Source organism: Nodosilinea sp. AN01ver1 (assembly GCF_050565655.1).
In the GTDB taxonomy this organism is placed as follows: Bacteria; Cyanobacteriota; Cyanobacteriia; order Phormidesmidales; family Phormidesmidaceae; genus Nodosilinea.
Map to the genome: position 1 here is coordinate 14,171 of NZ_JBNXVS010000017.1, position 18,430 is coordinate 32,600.

12 protein-coding genes are annotated in these 18,430 nt (G+C 59.6%); 8 read left to right on the top strand and 4 right to left on the bottom strand.

The features are described 5' to 3' along the window. Positions 1-13: 13 nt before the first annotated feature. Entirely contained in the window at positions 14-1,936 is a 1,923-nt protein-coding gene (locus ACQ4N7_RS14460) for an adenylate/guanylate cyclase domain-containing protein (protein ID WP_430712210.1), read from the bottom strand. A 143-nt stretch (positions 1,937-2,079) separates the two neighbouring features. After that, positions 2,080-4,125 (bottom strand): magnesium chelatase ATPase subunit D, encoded by a 2,046-nt coding sequence (gene bchD, locus ACQ4N7_RS14465; protein ID WP_430712211.1) that lies wholly within the window; start codon positions 4,123-4,125, stop codon positions 2,080-2,082. A 334-nt stretch (positions 4,126-4,459) separates the two neighbouring features. Here bchD and ACQ4N7_RS14470 point away from each other — a divergent pair, with 334 nt between their 5' ends. The 4 genes from ACQ4N7_RS14470 to ACQ4N7_RS14485 all read left to right on the top strand — a co-directional run bounded on the left by ACQ4N7_RS14470 (position 4,460) and on the right by ACQ4N7_RS14485 (position 11,516). After that, the gene (locus ACQ4N7_RS14470; RefSeq protein ID WP_430712212.1) at positions 4,460-5,068 is read left to right on the top strand and encodes a hypothetical protein; all 609 of its coding nucleotides are present in this window, start codon (positions 4,460-4,462) and stop codon (positions 5,066-5,068) included. 109 nt (positions 5,069-5,177) lie between these two features. Continuing rightward, entirely contained in the window at positions 5,178-5,576 is a 399-nt protein-coding gene (locus tag ACQ4N7_RS14475) for an allophanate hydrolase-related protein (RefSeq protein ID WP_430712213.1), read from the top strand. A gap of 686 nt (positions 5,577-6,262) precedes the next feature. Further along, complete coding sequence (locus ACQ4N7_RS14480) at positions 6,263-9,379, top strand: PAS domain S-box protein (RefSeq protein WP_430712214.1); 3,117 nt, start codon at positions 6,263-6,265, stop codon at positions 9,377-9,379. A gap of 7 nt (positions 9,380-9,386) precedes the next feature. Continuing rightward, positions 9,387-11,516, top strand: a complete 2,130-nt coding sequence (locus tag ACQ4N7_RS14485; protein ID WP_430712215.1) for a putative bifunctional diguanylate cyclase/phosphodiesterase — start codon at positions 9,387-9,389, stop codon at positions 11,514-11,516. Here ACQ4N7_RS14485 and selD read toward each other — a convergent pair. Continuing rightward, a complete protein-coding gene (selD, locus tag ACQ4N7_RS14490; RefSeq protein ID WP_430712216.1) occupies positions 11,513-13,804 on the bottom strand; it encodes a selenide, water dikinase SelD in 2,292 nt (763 codons plus the stop codon). The two genes, ACQ4N7_RS14485 and selD, sit on opposite strands and share 4 nt — an antisense overlap. Positions 13,805-13,947: 143 nt before the next feature. On the opposite strand from selD, the gene ACQ4N7_RS14495 reads away from it, so the two are divergent. Beyond that, entirely contained in the window at positions 13,948-14,652 is a 705-nt protein-coding gene (locus tag ACQ4N7_RS14495; RefSeq protein ID WP_430712217.1) for a PRC-barrel domain-containing protein, read from the top strand. 42 nt (positions 14,653-14,694) lie between these two features. On the opposite strand, the gene ACQ4N7_RS14500 is transcribed toward ACQ4N7_RS14495, so the two are convergent. Continuing rightward, complete coding sequence (locus ACQ4N7_RS14500) at positions 14,695-15,825, bottom strand: cob(I)yrinic acid a,c-diamide adenosyltransferase (protein ID WP_430712218.1); 1,131 nt, start codon at positions 15,823-15,825, stop codon at positions 14,695-14,697. 128 nt (positions 15,826-15,953) lie between these two features. Between ACQ4N7_RS14500 and fraC the strand changes: the two genes are divergently transcribed. The 3 genes from fraC to ACQ4N7_RS14515 are packed head-to-tail and all read left to right on the top strand — an operon-like array spanning position 15,954 to position 18,378. After that, the gene (fraC, locus tag ACQ4N7_RS14505; protein ID WP_430712219.1) at positions 15,954-16,544 is read left to right on the top strand and encodes a filament integrity protein FraC; all 591 of its coding nucleotides are present in this window, start codon (positions 15,954-15,956) and stop codon (positions 16,542-16,544) included. Further along, positions 16,538-17,569, top strand: coding sequence for a DUF5357 family protein (locus ACQ4N7_RS14510; protein WP_430712220.1), 1,032 nt, complete (start codon positions 16,538-16,540; stop codon positions 17,567-17,569). Before fraC ends, ACQ4N7_RS14510 begins: the two co-directional genes overlap by 7 nt. Positions 17,570-17,598: 29 nt before the next feature. Then, complete coding sequence (locus tag ACQ4N7_RS14515) at positions 17,599-18,378, top strand: ABC transporter permease (protein WP_430712221.1); 780 nt, start codon at positions 17,599-17,601, stop codon at positions 18,376-18,378. Positions 18,379-18,430: the final 52 nt, after the last annotated feature.

The window sequence follows — 18,430 nt, forward strand, 5'->3', positions numbered from 1 at the left end:
AAAACCAGGGGCCTTAGGCGGAGGATCGGGCAGAGGAGCGAGCGGAGGAGTGAGCCACTACGGCGGGGCGATCGCCACGGCTGGTCAACTCGCGCCCAGCGGCAGGGGGGTGAGGCTGACTGGGAACATCGGCCCGCCCTGGGGCTAGGGGCTCTAGGGGGACGTTGGGGTCCTGGGGGTAGTAGGCTCGCATGGCCTGGGTAATGGCGCTCGCCACCTGGCCGCCATCGCCAGCCCGACCCAGGCAGTGGGCAATAATGGATAGCTTACTGTCTAAATCGGTGTAGGTGGGGCAATATTCGAAGGTTTGCTCAAGCAGGTCGTTGAGCGTGCGCCGATTGAGGTTTGACCAGTCCTGGGGGGTGTAGCCAAAGGGGCCGTGCAGGCAGGAGTACAGCAGAATTTTAGCGCGCAGGGGATTGGCGTACTGCACGATATCGCCCCGCAGGTCGAACAGAGATGAGCGATCGCGCCGGGGACCACCATCCTCATGGCCTGCGCCCAAGGGGTGGGAGAGGGTGCCGTGGAGGGTGGTTAAATCGGCGGGCTGCTCAGGCCCAGCCAGACTGGTGAGGGTAGTGTAGCCGCCCTCGCTGCCGCCGGAGGGGCCAGAGGGTTCGGCCAGGGCTGTCGACTCGGCCAAAACTGTCGATTCGACCAGGGCTGTCGGTTCAGCTAGAGCGGTGGCGTCGGGTAATACCCCAGACTGACTTTGGTACAGGGGCTGAAAGCCCGCCACGATCTGGTTAGCCAGGCGCGTATACTGCTGACGTCGGTTGAGGTGCTTAACAATGCGGCCCAGGCGGTAGCGCAAATCTTGAGGCTTGGGCGCTACTATCAGCGTCTGCTGAATCAGCGCCGGCAAATGAATCTGGTTGAGGCGGCTGGGGTCATTTTCCCAGCTGCCATAGCAGATGCAGTGGAGCAGCTTGCGCAGCCGCAGAGCCTCAAGGCTACGGTCAAGCTGGTCGGCCAGGGTCTGACATTGTTCTTCTACCGAGCGTACCGTCAGCTGAGTAAAGCCTGACTCGGCCCCGTCGGGGTTTTGAAACAGCGATCGCCCGTACCAGGGCTGAAGCTGTTTGAGAATGGCGTCAGTCACCTCGCTGTAGATATCCTGGCGGTTTAATCCCACCACCACCCGCTTGAGCTGAACTTCAAGGTCGGCCAGGGCAGGGTAGCGATCGCGCAGCGACAGCAGCAGCACTCGGAGGTCAAACTGTTCTAGTACTTTGGGGTCGTTTTCCCAGGCCTGCTGGTAGGTGGCAAACACCAGTTTTTTGATCCGCAGGCTTTGGGTGTGCGTATTGAGGACGCGAACGGCGTTGTCTAGCAGCGCCTCGGTGGTCATTGGCAGGGTGCAGGTGTGGTCCTCAGACCCGTGGGGGCCTGGCTCGGTATCTTCGGCCTGGAGGGCAAGCTGGTAGGCGGGCACCGGCTCGTCAATATTTTTGAGGTGTAATGGCCCCAGGAAGGTGGCATGCAGGGTAAGCCGAGCCTTCACCACGTCATAAATAGTGCGCGACACGCATAGGCCGCGGGGTTTGGCGTAGGTTTGCAGCCGGGCGGTGATATTCACCCCGTTGCCCATCACGTCTTGCTCGCTGACTAGAATATCGCCCAGGTGAACACCAATGCGGTGATCTAGGTACTGATCGGGCTCTAGCCCCTCGGCCAGTTCGACCAGCCTTCGCTGCATTTCTAGCCCGCAGGAGACCGCCTCAACAGCGCTCAAGAAGTAGATCAGCAGGCCGTCGCCCGTTGACTTGAGTACGGTGCCCCCAAACTCTCGGCAGATATCGCCAATCAGCGTCAGGTCGCGGTCGATCAGTCGCAGAGTGCGCTCTTCGTCTACCGACATGCGGGTGCTGAAGCCGACCGCGTCGGTAATCATGATGGCAGCGAGCAGGCGTTGCCCCTGGGATAACGATGACACTCGACGTTCCATGGCGACTCGCAATGGTGCACAGCAGGTATGGGCCGCATCTAGGACAGGGGCAGACCCCCAGACGCTCATACTTTACATATTGCCCGTCTAGACCGGGCAACGCGCCAAATAGAGGCCAAAAGCAGAACGGTTTACCCACTCTTCATATCGGCGATCGCCCCGCGAGCCATAGAAGCAATGGCCTGGTCGGTCGCCTTGGGCAACTGGTAATATCGGCCCCCGGCGGTCTTCGCCAATTCTTTACCAAACCCGGTGGAGACAAACTTGCGCTCGGTGTCGATGATCAAGAGCTGATAGCCTACCCCGCGAATGCGTCCGGCAATCTCCAGCAGCTCCTGCTTGATGTCGGGCTTAGGGGCGTCGGGCTCCGGCAGTTCGCCCAGCGAGCGCGCCAGGGGCACGTTGCCGCGACCGTCGGTAATCGCCACAATCACGACGCTGCCCACATCCCCCGACTGCTGCGCATTGACGCCTACCCGCACCGCCTGGGTGAGGCCGTGGGCCAGGGGCGAGCCGCCGCCGCAGGGCATGCGCTCTAGCCGCCGCCGGGCCATGGCGATCGAGCGGGTGGGGGGCAACAAGACCTCCGCCTGCTCGCCCCGAAACGGAATCAGCGCCACCTGGTCGCGGTTTTGGTAGGCCTCGGTGAGCAGCTCCAGCACCGCCCCCTTGGCCGACTGCATGCGGTTGAGCGCCATCGAGCCCGAGGCATCGACGACAAAAATAATTAGCGATCCGGCCTTGCGGGCCAGGCGTTTGGCGCGAATATCGCCCTGCTCGACAATGACGCGGCGGTTGGGCTCGCGATCGCGGCGGGCCTTTTGGTAGGGGGCAGCGGCCCGCAGGGTGGCATCGACCGCGATGCGGCGCACCGGCCCCTGGGGCAAGAAGGGCTTGATATAGCGACCCCGCTCTTCTGAAAAAATCAGGTTGGCGCTGCCCGATTTGCCCTGGCGGCCCATGGTTTGAGCAAACAACAGCATCGACGGATCGATGATCACGCCCTCGGGGTCAAAGACAAACTCCTCTGGAATGCTCGGCGGGCTGTCGTCCTCGTCGGGGCTGTCGTCCTCTTGATCCTCCTCCTTGTCTTGATCCTCCGTATTGTCCTGGGGTTCGTCTTGATCCTGGTCGGAGGGCGGTGGCGGCGGTGGCGGCGGCGGCTCTTCGGGCCTGTCCTGGGGCAGCAGGGAGCGGGGCACAATCACCAGCTCGACCGCCACGCGCAGGTCATCGGCGGTCACTTCGGCGCGGCCTTCCAGGGCGGCGTGGGCCTTGGCCACCCGTACCGCAAACAGCTCGGCCCGGTGGCCCTGAATGCCGCCCCGCAGCGCCTCTGTCACCAGGTACTGGATCTGCTCACGGCTAATAGTGACGTCTTTTAGCCACTCGCGAGCCAGAATGATTTGAGTTTTAAGAGCGTCAATTTCGTCGGCATAGGCGGCCAGCACCGCCTGGGGATCGTTGGCAAACTGGGTCGATTGATCGACTGCAGCCACCCGATCGGTGAGGCTCATGACCCCATCGGCAGAGAGGGCGATCGCAATGCGATCGAGCAGGTGCTGGCGCAGCGGCCCGGCCTCGGGGTTGTAGGTGGCAATTAGCAGCGGTTCGCAGGGGTGCTGAAAGCTCAGGCCCTCACGCTCGATCTGGTTACGGCGGGCGGTGAGAGCCGCCAGCAGCAGGTTGGCCACCTGGTCGTCGAGCAGGTTGATGTCGTCAACGTAGAGCACACCCCGGTTAGACTCGGCCAGCAGGCCCGGTTGAAACACGCTCTCCCCGGCCTGAATCGAGCGCGCCACATCGACTGAACCCAACAGCCGATCTTCGGTAATACCCAGCGGAATTTGCACAAAAGGGGCGGGAATAACGCGGGTGGGCAGGTCAGCAAGATTGGGGGTAGGGCCAAAGCGATCGCGGGTTTGGTCATCCCACAGCTGGGGGGTTGTGGGGTCGGCATTGCAGCAGGAACCTTCAACCACCTCAATGGGGGGCAGGAGCTGGTGCAGCGCTCGGGCCATCACCGACTTGGCCGTGCCGCGCCGTCCGGCAATGACGACTCCGCCCAGGTTGGGGTCGACCGCCGCCAGCAGCAGGGCCATTTTAATCGCCCCCTGCTCGACCACCGCCGCCAGGGGAAATACAACCGGAATTGGGGAATCTACTGTAGCCGTCATGGCGCAGGCAACGTACTCAGAATGGGCAAGGGGTCAGTCTTTTACCTTATCAGGAATTGCCAAACCCTACCCCTGTCCTGGTCTGGCCCAAACCAAATCGGCTGCTCTCACAGCAGGCCAACGGACCCAACAGGACAGGCATAGTGTTGCGTTATGTTGCTATCGGCTCTTAACTTCCGTATTTTCCTCAATCAAAGCTTTATTAAGCCAGCGAAACCTCCGTTATTTCAACATTGGGAAATTACTGACTATCCCCCATGCTGTTGAGTAAACCTACTGTTGTCGGGATTGTTCCCCCGGTAATGGCCCCACCCACCGCAACTTTTCCTGCCCTATGAGCGTTTCCCCCCGCCTCGATTCTCTGGCCTCTTTGGCGGCTGTGCCAACTTCGGCCATGGCTTGCAAGCTGCTGTTTGACCGCGATCTATACGCGCCCTGCCACGTTCGCGTCCCCGACACCGACCACCGGCTGTCGGCTATCTATGTAGACAACCAGTTCTACAGCTTTCTCAAAATTGTGCCCGAGGCTCGCAAGGCTGTTGATATCGTGCTGCGGCTGGGCAAACGAGACCACACCGCCGCGATAACGCTGACCCGGCGGGGCTATGCGGTGTGGGCCCACGAACCTGGAGCCCGCTATGCGCCCCCAGCCCGGCAGCCAAACTATGGCATTCGCCCTGTGTTTGGGCCTCAGCCCTGTCTTATGGTGGCCGACAAAAGCGCCTACCAGACCTGCCGCCTACAGGTGCCCGATGTCACCAAACCGCTGATGGCATTGACCTACAACAATCGCTACTACAGCTTCTTTAAACAAGACACTGATGCGGCCAGGGTGCTTGAAATTGCCGCCAAGCTGGCTCGTCGAGGCGACGAAACACTGCTGGTGATCGAGCCGCCGACGCTGACTCTGGCATTGCTAGAACCCAACGGTCGTCTGGTCTGAGGGCGGCGACGAAGGGTTGTATACAAAAAAGTGTGTCGGGGGCAGCGTGATCCTCTAAGGTTGTAGTCTATAAACTCTTTTGCGCTACCCCTGGACTGGAATGCTCGCCATGACTGACGCTACGGAAACTATCACCGTCTTTATTTGTGGTTCGGCCCTGCGTGGTCAGCCCGACAACCAAAATCTGCAGGATGCCGAGTTTGCAGGAGCCACAGCAACGGCTCCTATTTACCGCTTGCACGCGGTGAAGGATGGCTGGCACCCGGGTATTTACGAGGTTGAGTCGGATGGGATTGCTATTCCGGGAGAGCTATACATGATGACGGCGGAGCAGTATGCCTACCTGAAGGATAACGAGCCGCCGCACATGTATCCCCACGAGGTAAAGCTGGCGGATGGGGGAACCGCGATCGCGTTTCTCTACCCCAAAGAGCTGATTGATAAGCATGGCTGGCCAGATATTTCGACCTACGGTGGTTGGGCCGCCTACAAAGCGGCCACGGCGTAGACGCTGAGCAGTACGACATGTTTAAACGGCTCCATAGTCGTCTTTTAACCTGTGTCTAATCGGCTTATTTAGCTGATTAGACATTTTTTTTGTCGCTGCTTTGAGCCCTGGCCACAGCTTTCGTGTAGCCAGAGTCCCTGGGTTAGAACAATCAAGAGTTTTAGGAACGTCTAAACGTCCAAATGCTTTTAGGGGAACTACCCTAGCCAGACGGACTAAAGCTATACGGCTGTGATAGTCTCTCAAAAAACTTTGCTTTGCACTGTTATCTGAGTAGCTTGACTTCGTTAGTATGAGTACCTTACCTATGCTGATGAGAGGCAGGTTTCGCACATTTCTGCGGCTCAGGCAGAATAGCTATATGGACTACTGTAAATTTTACGCTAGAGAAAAATAGCTTTTTTTTATTTCGGGAATTTTTACTAAAAGACTGGCTAGATCTGTAACAGCCCCTGGTACTCAATTCGCTGAGCGGGGGGTGCTGATGCAGCGGCTCTGGACGGGAGCAAGCCAACGCCCCTGGGGACTGCCCCCTGGCCGGGGCAGCTCTGCCCAATTGGCGCTGTGTAGAGGGTGCACGATCGCTGTTGTTGGTTATCTCAAAGGCTTAGCTCTGGGGGCGCTGTTGGTCGCTTTCGCCGATTTTGGGCAAGACGTCCGTTTGGTGGTTGTGCAAGGAGATAACAATGGCTGAGACAACGGGTGTAGATCGGTTATCGCCCTATATTCTGCTGGCCGATGACAACGATGACACACAGGTCTTAGTGACGCTGCTGCTGCAGGAGCACGGGTATACCGTTGAGGGAGTGACCGATGGTAGGGCGGCCCTAGGGGCTATTCGCCGTCGCCGTCCCGATCTAATTTTGCTAGATGTGATGATGCCGCACCTGGATGGGCTGGAGCTGCTGCGATCGCTGCGGGCCGATGCCCAAACTTGTGAGCTGCCGATCATTTTGATCTCGGCGCGGGCGAGGGAAGACGACCGGATTGAGGGACTGGAGGCCGGGGCCGATGCCTACCTGACCAAGCCTTTTTCCCATCGAGAACTGCTGGTGCAGGTGGAAACCTGCCTCAAGCTGGCCAACATGCGGCGCGAATCGGCCCAGCGGGAGTATCAGCTCCGTACTATGGCTGAGGCGGCTCAGCAGTTGGCTGAGGCGGCGGCGGCCCGGCTAACCCAAATTTTAGAAAGCATGGGGGATGCGTTTATTGCCCTCGATCGCGACTGGCGCATCACCTACCAAAACGCCGCCAGCGAGAGGATCAACAACCAGTCGCGAGCAGCGGTACTGGGCAAAACCTGCTGGCAGGTATGGCCAGGGCTGGTAGGCTCTGAGCTGGAGGTTTACTATCGTCGGGCGATGGCAGAGCAGAGGTCGATTGCCGTCGAACATCACTACGTTGAGACTCCCAACCACGACCTCTGGCTGGAAGTGCATGCCTATCCGACCCCTGAGGGGCTGAATATTTTCTATCGCGACATTACCGAGCGCAAACGCCTAGAAGCCGAACGCAAACGGATTGAGGCCAGCCTGCAGGCGCAGCAGGTGCAGTTGCAGCAGCAGCTGGCTGAAATTGAAACTATCTATCGGTCGGCCCCCATTGGCCTCAATGTGCTCGATCGCGAGCTGCGCTTTGTGCGCGTCAACGAGCAGCTGGCCGAGATCAACGGGCTGCCGGTAGAGGCCCACCTGGGCCATACGGTACGGGAGCTATTGCCCAATTTAGCTGAGCAGGCCGAGGCTATGCTGAACACGATTTTAGATACCGGTGAGCCGCTGCTCAATATTGAAATTAGCGGCGAAACTCCAGCTCAACCGGGGGTGCAGCGCACCTGGGTAGAAAGCTTTTGGCCGCTCAAAGACGGCGATCGCGTGATTGGCATTAGCACCGTCTGTCAGGAAATCACCGATCGCAAACGGATGGAGGCGGAGCGCCAGCAGGCTCTGAGCGACCTGCACCAGGCCAAGGCCGAACTGGAACAGCGGGTGGCCGAACGCACCGCCGATCTGCAGCAGATGAACGATGACCTGCGCCAGCGTAAGTCTGTTCTGCGCAGCTTTTTCAACAGCGCCGCTATGCCCATGGGGGTGATAGAACTCTATAGCGATGATATTTTACACATTTCAGATAACTGGGCCGCCGCCGAGTTTTTTGGCACAACCCCAACGGCGATGGAAAATCGGTTTGCCAGCGAGCTGGGCGTGCCTGTGGCTACCATTCAGCGCTGGATTGGCTACTACCGTGAGGCTGAGCGCACCCAGGCTCCCGTCAGGTTTGAATACGGCCACAGGACCGCTGAGGGCGCACAACGCTGGCTGGCTGGCAGCGTTTGCCCGATTGCCAACAACTCCAGGGGGTATCCTCGATTTTCGTACATTGTCGAAGACATTACCGAGCGCAAACAGGCCGAAGCCACCCTGGCCCGTAGCGAAGAGCAGCTGCGGCTGACCCTGGAATTTACCCACATCGGCAGCTGGGACTGGGACGTGCAGCAGAATGTGGTGGTTTGGAATGACAATCACTTTAAGCTGCTCGGGTTAGATCCCAGAGATACAGACGATCCGTATCAGTGCTGGCGCAGGGCTATTCACCCCGACGACCTGGATCGCGTTGAGCAGGCACTGCAAAATGCCCTGCATCAGCACACCGACTACGAGGCTGAGTACCGTGTGACCCACCCCGATGGCCGTCTGCACTGGCTATTGGGCAAGGGCCGGGGCCTTTACGACGCCGACCAGAACCCGGTGCGCATGCTGGGGGTGATTATTGACATCAGCGATCGCAAGCAGGCCGAGCAGCTGCAAGAATTTCAGGCCGTTATTACCCGCAATATGGCTGGGGGCGTCTGCGTGGTCAGGGCCGACAACGGCAAAATTGCCTATGCCAACCGCAAATTTGAGCAGATGTTTGGCTATGACCCCGGTGAGCTAAATGGGCAGCACGTCTCTATCGTCAACTACGAAACCGATGAATTTAGCGCTGAGGATGTCAACCAGGCCATTCGCCAGATGGTTTTAGCCAGTCAGGAGGCTACCTACGAAGTTCACAATGTGAAAAAAGATGGCACGCCATTTTGGTGTAGCGCTACTACCTCTGTCTTTGAGCACCCCGAGTATGGCACTGTGCTGGTGGCGGTGCAGCAGGATATCAGCGATCGCAAGGAATTTCAGGAAAAGCTCCAGGCCTCTTTAAAAGAAAAAGAACTGCTGCTCAAGGAAATTTACCATCGGGTTAAAAATAATCTTCAGGTGGTTTACAGCCTGCTCAACCTGCAGTCTCGTAGCGTGCCTGACTCGGTAGCTTTGTCGGTGCTGCGAGATAGCCAAAGCCGCATTCGGGCCATGGCGCTAGTGCATGAAAAGCTTTACAAATCCTCCGATTTGACCCGCATTGATCTGGCTGACTATATTCACAGTCTGGCCTACAGCCTGCTTGAAACCTATCGTTCGAGCCGCAATCATATTTCTCTACACCTAGAGATTGAGCCCTGCAGTTTAGATATCGAAACCGCTCTACCCTGCGGCCTGCTGCTCACCGAGCTAATATCCAACTCGCTTAAATATGCGTTTCCGGATGGCCGAGCGGGTGAAGTTACCATTACTCTATCTCTTGACCCCGATCGTCAAGTTTTTCTGAGGGTGGGAGACAATGGAATGGGTCTACCAAGCAATTTTGATCTGCGGCAGGTGTCTTCGCTAGGCCTGAGCCTGGTGCGCAACCTGGCCCACCAGATCGGGGGAGAGGTGGCGATCGCGCCTCAAACCGTTGGCTCTGCTTTTGAAATTGTGTTTCCGGCGTAAGCATTCTATGGATAAAAAGACCATTCTGGTCGTTGAAGATGAAATTGTAGTCGCTATGGACCTACAGGCGACACTGATTGATTTAGGTCATGAGGTGCCTGAAATTGTCATTTCCGGCGAGGCGGCTATTCAAAAAGCCCTCGAGCTGCGCCCCGATTTGGTTTTGATGGATATTCACCTCAGCGCTGACCTCGATGGAATTGACGCGGCGGCGGCTATTACTCAAGTCTTAGATATTCCAGTCGTTTACCTGACCGCCTACGCCGACGAAAAAACGCTTCAGCGGGCCAGCCTTACGGCTCCCTTTGGCTATATTCTCAAACCTTTTGAGGTCAGAGAACTGCGGGCCAATATTGAAATTGCCTTCTACAAACACAGCCTCGAAAAAACTATTAAAGAACACCGTCAGTGGCTGTTGGCCGTCTTAAACAGCATCAGCGAAGGCGTTGCCGCCAGCGACCCCACTGGCCTGATCAAGTTTATGAATCCGGTGGCTGAAGCCTTGAGCGGCTGGTCGCAGGCGGAGGCCGTGGGGCGATCGCCCGCCGAAGTGTTTCACTTTATGGATGAGATGACGCGCCGCCTGATCGACAATCCCCTGCTCAAGTCGCTGCACGAAGACCAAACGGTATATTTGCCAGAAAACGCGCTGCTGCTCTCCAAACAGGGGCATGAAATTCCGGTGTCCGACAGCGCGGCTCCGATCTACAGCGATCGGGGCCAGCTGGAGGGAGCGGTAATGGTGGTGCGCGACAGCACTGAGCAGCGCCGCATAGAGGCCCAGCTTCAGCACAACGCCCTGCACGATGCTCTGACTCAGCTGCCCAATCGGGGGCTGTTTTTAGACCGCCTGCAGCAGGCGATCGATCGATCGCGGCGATCGCCCGGGTTTAGCTTTGCGGTCATGGTGCTCGACCTCGATCGCTTTAAGAGCATCAACGATACCCTGGGGCACCTGCTGGGCGACCAGCTGTTGGTTGAGGTTGCCCCCCGGCTCAAGACCCACCTGCGGGCCGTCGATACCGTGGCCCGCTTTGGCGGCGATGAGTTTGCGGTGCTGCTAGAAGACATCAGCGATGTGGCTGTGGCCTGCCGCGCGGCGGAGCGCATCTTAGGCGAAATTAAGCAGCCGTTTACCATTGAAAACCATGAGCTGCTGATTACGGCCAGCATTGGCATCGTCATGAACTCCATCCCCTACGAGCAGGCCACCGATCTGCTGCGCCATGCCGATATCGCCATGTATCGCGCCAAGAAGCGAGGGCGGGGTGACTACGAACTCTTCGATACGGCCATGCACAGCCAGGCGCGAGACCTGATGCAGCGAGAGCATGCCCTACGCCAGGCGATCGCCTACAACCAGCTAACGGTGCACTACCAGCCCATTGTTGCGCTAGCCACCCACGAAATCACCAGCCTAGAAGCCCTGGTGCGCTGGCAAAAGCCCGATGGCGAGCTGATTTATCCAGACCAGTTCATTGCCCTGGCCGAAGAGATGGGTATTGTCACCACCATCGACCAGTGGGTGCTGCGGCAGGCCTGCCAACAGCTACGGGCCTGGCAGCGAATGGGCCTAGGGGCCTGGGTTCTCGTCGGTGGGCAGCTCACCAGGCAACCCGATAGCACCAGTTTGCCTCCGGCCCTGTCGATCAACGTCAACCTGTCCACCTATCATTTTGGGCAGAAGAACCTGGTCGAAACCTTTGCCGACGTTTTGCAAGAGACCGACATAGACGGTCACCACTTGAAGCTAGAAATTACCGAAAGCGTATTTATTGAAAATGCCAAAGAAGCGGCAGCCATGCTGGCGGATCTAAAGCAGCTCAACGTTCAGATCTGCCTCGACGATTTTGGCACTGGTTATTCGTCTCTCAGCTATCTGCATCAGTTTCCCATTGATATTGTCAAAATCGATCGCTCCTTCGTTCAAGGCATGGACACCGACACAGAAAAGCTTGAAATCGTGCGCGCCATCCTCAATCTGTGCCATACCCTGGGTATGGCCGTCACCGCCGAAGGCATTGAAACCCCTCAGCAGCGCGACATTTTGCTGGATCTGGGCTGTGAGTATGGCCAAGGCTACCTGTTTGCCAGGGCGATCGATAGCGCGACCATTACCCAAGACCTGCAGCGTTAAGGGTTGATGTCTGTCAGGGTCAAAGGCCAGGTTTTGTCGCTGGCCGCAACCTCCCCAATCAAGGCCGCAGCCGTATAGCCCTGATGATGGAGTACCGTCAGGCAGGGTTGAGCCAACGCCGCCGGTATAGCGGCCAGCAGCCCTCCGGCGGTCTGGGGGTCAAACAGCAGCGGGTAGAGGGGATGGCGGGTAGTAGTGGGATCGATAAATTCAGCCGCCTGCAGGTTTTGGGGCTGAAGGGTGCTGACTATGCCTGCAGCCAAGGTTTCAGCGGCCCCGGCCAGGACAGGCAGCGCGTCGAGGTAGAGGGTAGCGGTGACCCCGGAGGCGCGCCCCATTTCGAGCAGGTGACCGGCCAGGCCAAAGCCGGTGACATCGGTGCAGGCAGTGGCTCCGTGGGCGCGAAAGATCTCGGCGGCGGCCTGGTTGGGGGTGAGCATATGGGCGATCGCCGCCTCGATCCATCTCCCCTTCGCTTTGCCCTGCATCTCAGCCGCAAATAGGGTACCGGTGCCCAGGGGCTGGGTCAAAATCAGCACGTCCCCAGGCCGCATGCCGCCCTTGCGCAGCAGCTGGGTGGGGTCGGCCACACCGTTGCAGGCAAAGCCCAGGGCAAGCTGAGGGCCAACGACAGTATGGCCACCGACCAGGGGCGTGCCGCTGGCGAGAAGCCCTTTTTGGGTGCCCGCCAGGATTTGGTACAGCATCTCGGCCTGTTTGGCCGGGGTAGCGTAGGGAACCTGCACGGTGGCCAGCACGGTGTGGGGTGTTGCGCCCATGGCGTACAGGTCGCTGAGGCAGTGCTTAAGGCAGATCTGGGCAAAGATAAACGGGTCGTCGATCAGGGCAGTGAAATAGTCGACGGTGTGCACCATCACCTGACCGGGGGGCACGGTAACGACGGCGGCATCGTCTGGAGCATCTAGCCCAATCAGCACGGCGTCGCTGGGCAGCGCGGGAAAGTCTTGCTGCACCCGACGCAGGGCCTCGGAGAGGGCGGTGCTGCCGACTTTTGAGCCACAGCCGGCGCAGGGGGGGGAGGAAGGGGGGGGAGGTGAGGAGGATGGGGGAGATGAGGGGGGGGAGGAAGGAGGAGGGGAGGACATCTGGCCGATAGGGAGATCCTGGAAGCGGGCCATGAACTTGCGATCGATGTGGTCTTTCCAGCGGTGGGCCAGAGGCGACTGAATTGAAAGGGGGCCGCGATCGGCGATCGCGCTGCCGTTGCCGGTTTCGATCAGGCTGAGAAACTGCCGCTGGGGGCGAAAGGGTTTGAGCGACTGACCCTGAATGTAGCGGCGCAGGTTGTTGGTCAAAGGCGGCCCCTGGCGCACGGCAAACACTCCGGCTTTGGGGCGAGGGTGGTGCACCATGGTAGCCACATCGCCCACGGCAAACACGTTGGGGTGGGAGAGGGTTTGCAGGGTATCCCCTATCTGAATGAAGCCCTCATCGGTGAGGGAGAGGCCGGACTGCCGGAGCCAGGCGGGGGCGGCGGCGCTGGTGACCCAAAAGAGGCGATCGCAGGCTACCGTCAGCCCAGATGCCCCCTGCACCAGGCGCTGCCCGGTGGTTTCGTCCAGTGCCACCTCGACCACCGCTTCGCTGAGGTGGAGGTGAATGCCGCGCGACCTCAGCACTCGCTCCAGGCGGCGGCGGGTCCAGCGGTTGCGCTCGGCGGCCAGCTCCTGGCCTCGGTGAAACAGGTGCAGGGTGAGATTGGCCGGTGATGCTCCCAAATCGTTCAGCAGGCCCACCAGCCGTTCGTGCAGGGCAATGGTGAGCTCTACCCCGCCCACGCCACCGCCCACCACGGCCAGGGTCAGCGGCCGCTGCGGATTCGCTTCGACGCTTTCCACCAGTTCCTGCCACTGGCGCAGCAGCTCGGGCACGGGCTTGGCAGCAATGGCATAGTCAGCGGCTCCGGGTACCGTCACCGTCGCCGGGGTGCTGCCGGTGTCGATCGACAGTACATCGTAGGCGAGGGGTGGATGATTGGCGCACAGCACCCGCTGCTGGGCCAGGTCGAGCCCGACGGCGCGATCGACCATTAGACGGCACTGGGCAAAGCGGGTGAGGGGGCGCAGGTCGATGTGGGCCTCGTCAAAGCTGTAGCGCCCGGCCACGTAGCTAGGCAGCATGCCCGAGTAGGGCGTATCGACCAGATCGCTGAGCAGCGTGAGCCGCACCCCCGGCAGAGGAGCCATGCCCCAGCGCCGCAGCACCAGGGCGTGGGTGTGGCCGCCGCCCACCAGCAGCACGTCGGTTGTAATCGGTTCAGTCTGCATCACGGCCTGTCGTTATCTGTTCACTGCGCTCTATTGCCCTAATGTATGCCTACTGAGGCCGAACTTGCCTGCCGCTCGAGCGATGGAGGAGCAAAACTGACTCGATAAGCTGGTGATTTGAGATGAATTTAGGGGGGGCTAGTATGCCTTTACATCGACTTGAAGATTACTATCCTGACTATCGCGAAACCCTGGCCGATGGGCAAATGGATAGAATCGGCTCCTATTCGGTCTACGCACAGGGTGAAGACAAGGTGGGTTCAGCCAAAGATGTACTGGTCGATGACTCCGGTCGTTTTCGCTACTTAGTTGTGGATACTGGCCCCTGGATTTTTGGCAAGACTGTTTTGCTGCCCATTGGGCTGGCCCGTTTTGACTACGACAGCACCCGCATTTACGTGGATGATTTAACCAAGTCTCAGGTTGAGCATCTGCCTACTTACAGCGATGACATGGTAGTGGATGAGCACCACGAAGAGCAGGTGAGAAAGGTGTACCAGCCGATTGCCCAGGGCCGCTCCAACCGTCAATTTTTTGGCAATAACTACGGCTCTACCGATCGACCCAGCGAAACCGTGGGCGATCTGCGCCGGATGCCGCCGCTCGGTAATACTGGGTCCGCTAGTGCAGACGAGGGCGACCTGCGGCGAATGGGGCCTCTAACGGGCGGCGATCTCACCACCGTAGCCGACCGCCAAACCGCTATTCGTCAACAGGATTTGCCCCGGCACAGCCCCAGCCTCTACGACCAGGAAATGGGCTACTACGGCCTCAGCGAAGAGGAGAACCACGGCCTCTTGCGCTCCTACGAGGAGCGTTTGATCGCGCGTCGCTATCAGCAAGACTAGCCCAGTCTGGAGATCGCTTAAACCAGGCCGCAGGCTATACGGCTAGAAGTCGACGCCCCGCTTGAGGTCGATGCCTTTTTCGGCGTAGTGTTTGTGGTTAAACACCTCGGAGTGGGTGCTGGCCAGCTCAAAGTAGGCGGGGCGATTTTTGCAGCGCCCGGTGATAATCACCTCGGTGCCGCGCGGCTTGCGTAGCAGCGCCTGCACAATGGGCTCTTCGGGCAAAAGCTCCAGATCAACGGTGGGGTTGAGCTCGTCGAGAATAATGGTTTTGTAGAGGCCGGAGGCGATCGCCGTGCGGGCAATTTCCCAGCCCCGCTCGGCCTCGACGTAGTCGATTTCCTGCTGCTGACCGCGCCAGACAATGGCATCGCGACCGCAGCGCTGGTGGTCGACCAGGTTGGGGTAGATCTTGCGCAGGGCCGCGATCGCCGCGTCTTCGGTATAGCCGTTGCCCCCTTTGAGCCACTGAATAATCAGCACCCGGTGAGAAAAATCCTGGCTGATGCCGCGACCGATCGCCTGCAGCGCTTTGCCCAGGGCGCTGGTCGATTTGCCTTTGCCAGAGCCCGTGTAGATCTCGATGCCCTCGATGCCCTCGATGCCCTCGGGTTTGGGCTGGGGCTTCATTTCGGAGTGCAGATTGGCGACGTCGAGCAGGGGCTGGGGGGCACCGCGCCCGGTGGCGATAATTTCCAGGTGGTCGGGCTTGTTGCGCAGGGTTTTGGCCACTTCATCCACGTCGAGCAGGCCCAGGTCGAGCACCGGATTGATTTCGTCGAGCACGACTACGGAATAGAGGCCTGAGGCGATCGCGCCCTTGGCCACATCCCAGCCCCGCTGCGCCTCCTGTTTGTCGAACTTGGTGATGTCTTCAGGGCCAAAAAACTCGGCCCGCCCGGTACGCACCTGGTCGATCAGGTGGGGAAAGCCCCGCTGCAGGGCCTCAATGGCGGCATCTTCGTCGTAGGTGCGGCCCGGCCCCTTGAGAAACCGCAGCAGCAGCACCCGGCTCTCCAAAAAATTCTGAATGCCCAGGCCGATCGATCGCAGCACCACCCCCAGGGCTACCTGCGACTTGCCCTTGCCCTCACCGTCGTAGACGTGAATTTGCCCCGTCAGCCGCTCGTTGCCCTGCTGAGCGGTGCGAATGCCAATGCCGGTTCTAACCATGGGTGTTGCGTATTGCGTAGTTTGTTGATGGGGCCGCTACAAAATCTTAGCGAAAGCTGGGTCGAGGTTATACCCTTGATAGTGCACCAAGAAACCCCGGTTAAACCCCGGCGTTTGTCGCCCGCCCTATGCCCCTCAACGATGTATTGTCAGAACTCGGCATGATGCCGCTGCGGGCGATCGCCTTTCAGAGTCTGCTGCTGATGGTGGCGATTGTGCTCGAAGCCATGGTGCTGCGCCAGCAGCTGCGCCTGGGCTACCGCACCAGCATGCAGTACGCCGCCACCCTCAACCTGCTGGCCACCAGCCTGGGCTGGGTCGCGTTTCTAGCGATCGAAGCAGTGCTGCCCCTGGCCCTGCGCAGCCAAATTATTAGCTACGTGTTGTTCAACCGCTTTTACGCCAACAGCTGGCTCGACGTGCTGCCGGTAGTGGTCGTGGTGGTGGCGATCGCCGCCTTCTTTGTCACCTACTGGATCAAGCTTCAGGGTCTGCTCTGGCTGCTGCAGCTGCTGGGGCAAAAGCCCGTCGATACCACCCCAGAGGCGATCGAAAGCAACCGCCGCCAGCTCTACGCGCGGGCTCGCCGCGCCCAGGTCGAAGGACAGCGGAGCAGCTCACCTCGGGCCCTGGCGGTACTACAGGCCAACGCCCTTAGCTTTACCGTTATTTTGGTGCTGTTGCTGGTCGTCAATCAGACCGAGGTACTGGGATGGTAGGAGGGCTATTAAGTTTTCTGCGTCAAACGCTGATCGAGGTGGGCAACCTGCTGGGCAATCTGGTGCCGCCGCGCTACTTTTCCTGGCAGACCGTCATTTACCTGAGTCTGTTTTCGTGGCTGTTGTCGCTGCTGGCCCGCCTGCTCGACACCACGGCTTTCACCATCGGGCTACTGGCGACCATGAGCTGGATCTTTCTGGCGATCGGGGTCGGCTGGGCGCTCGAGGCCAACAAAGCCCGGATTTTTGGCGTCCCCATCGCCCCCTGGGTATCGGGGGCTATTCTATGCCTGTTTTTGTTTGGCTCCTGGGGCGGGCGGTGGCTACAGCCGGCCCTGGTGACCTGGCCTCTGGTGTCGTTTGCGGTCATCGCGGTACCGACCCTGGTCAGCTGGGATTTTTCGTTCAAAAATCCGCCCCCCGTCGAGCGGCAGCGGCTGGCGCTGCTGTTTTGCCTCAGCCTGCTGTTTAGCAGCTGGTTTCAGTTTTATTTTCGCATTCAAACCTGGGTGCGCGACTACCCCAGCCTGGTGGCCGACAGCGTTGAGAACAGCGCCTTTGTCTACCGCATACCGGGGCAGACCGTTGCCCTACCCGCCGGGGTCACCCACCTGACCGTGGCCGAAGAGCTGCTGCGCGAACAGGTAGACAACAAGCCCTGGCCCTCGGTCGAGCGGTGGCTGCTCAACCTCGACGGCCAGCGCCAGGTCATGCGGCAGCGGGTGCGCAGCCAAACGGGGCGCGCTACACCCCTCGAAAACTCGCTCTGGCAGCTCGATTTTCAACCGATGTCTAACGGCGATGGCTATACCCTCAAGCTGTGGGCGATTTGGTCGGGGCCAGCGGCCAGCCCCAGCGGCTATTACCTAGAAAAAACCTGTCTGCTGATGCCCGTCAATCGCGGCGGTCTGGTACCCGAGAATGCGCCACCGGGCTACAGCACGACTCAGTGGGCCAGTCTGACCTGCGATTTGGAAACGCCGCGTTTGGCTGGGCACCCTAGAGGGGCAGGCGCAAGAGGCTAGTTATGCGGTTAGCAGGGGAGTTGAAACCAATGGTGCTATCTCGGGTGGGGGTAATTGCCCGCACGGTGTTTTTAGAGGTGATTCGCGATCGCATTCTGTACCTGGTCGCCCTGTTCGCCCTGGTCATGGTGATCGCGCGAGTGCTGCTGCCCGATATTTCTGCCGGGGCCGAAAATAAGATCCTGCTCGACCTGGGGCTGGCCGCCATTCACCTGCTCAGCGTGGTCGTGGCCGTATTTGTGGGCACGGGGCTCATCAACAAAGAAATTGAAAAGCGCACGGTGCTGGTGCTAATTGCCAAGCCCGTCAGCCGAGCCGAGTTTATTGTCGGCAAGCACCTCGGCCTGACGGCGGTACTGGCTGTGCTGATTGCCGCGCTGGGGCTCATTTTTGTAGTGGTGCTGGGGGTTAGCGGCGTACCCTTTTCGCTGAGCAGCATTGGGCTCGCCCTGTTGTTCATGGCGCTGGAGGCGGCGCTGCTGGTGGCGGTGGCGATTGTATTTGGGGTATTTACCAGCTCGCTGCTGGCCACCCTGCTGACCTTCGCTGTCTACCTGATGGGCCACCTCAGCCAGGACATGGTGGCCTTTGGCGAACTGAGCGAAAACCCGGCGGTGCAGCGCCTGACCAACGCCCTCTACCTGGTGCTGCCCGACCTGGAGCGCCTCAACCTGCGCAACGCCGCCGCCTACGGTATGGAACTGCTGCCCTCAGCTGCCGCCCTGGGAGGGCACGCCCTCTACGGCCTGCTCTACACTGCGCTGCTGCTGGCGGTAGCCATTCTAGTTTTCTCGCGCCGTCAGTTCTAGATGCCAGTGCAGAAGCCCGATTTCTGGATCAGCAGGTTAGTCACAACACAAT

Coding starts and splice junctions, on each gene's coding strand:
- ACQ4N7_RS14470 (WP_430712212.1), top strand. CDS start 4,460: ATGAGCGTTTCCCCCCGCCTCGATTCTCTGGCCTCTTTGGCGGCTGTG.
- ACQ4N7_RS14510 (WP_430712220.1), top strand. CDS start 16,538: ATGGTAGGAGGGCTATTAAGTTTTCTGCGTCAAACGCTGATCGAGGTG.
- selD (WP_430712216.1), bottom strand. CDS start 13,804: ATGCAGACTGAACCGATTACAACCGACGTGCTGCTGGTGGGCGGCGGC.
- ACQ4N7_RS14500 (WP_430712218.1), bottom strand. CDS start 15,825: ATGGTTAGAACCGGCATTGGCATTCGCACCGCTCAGCAGGGCAACGAG.
- ACQ4N7_RS14515 (WP_430712221.1), top strand. CDS start 17,599: ATGGTGCTATCTCGGGTGGGGGTAATTGCCCGCACGGTGTTTTTAGAG.
- ACQ4N7_RS14475 (WP_430712213.1), top strand. CDS start 5,178: ATGACTGACGCTACGGAAACTATCACCGTCTTTATTTGTGGTTCGGCC.
- ACQ4N7_RS14495 (WP_430712217.1), top strand. CDS start 13,948: ATGCCTTTACATCGACTTGAAGATTACTATCCTGACTATCGCGAAACC.
- bchD (WP_430712211.1), bottom strand. CDS start 4,125: ATGACGGCTACAGTAGATTCCCCAATTCCGGTTGTATTTCCCCTGGCG.
- ACQ4N7_RS14480 (WP_430712214.1), top strand. CDS start 6,263: ATGGCTGAGACAACGGGTGTAGATCGGTTATCGCCCTATATTCTGCTG.
- ACQ4N7_RS14485 (WP_430712215.1), top strand. CDS start 9,387: ATGGATAAAAAGACCATTCTGGTCGTTGAAGATGAAATTGTAGTCGCT.
- fraC (WP_430712219.1), top strand. CDS start 15,954: ATGCCCCTCAACGATGTATTGTCAGAACTCGGCATGATGCCGCTGCGG.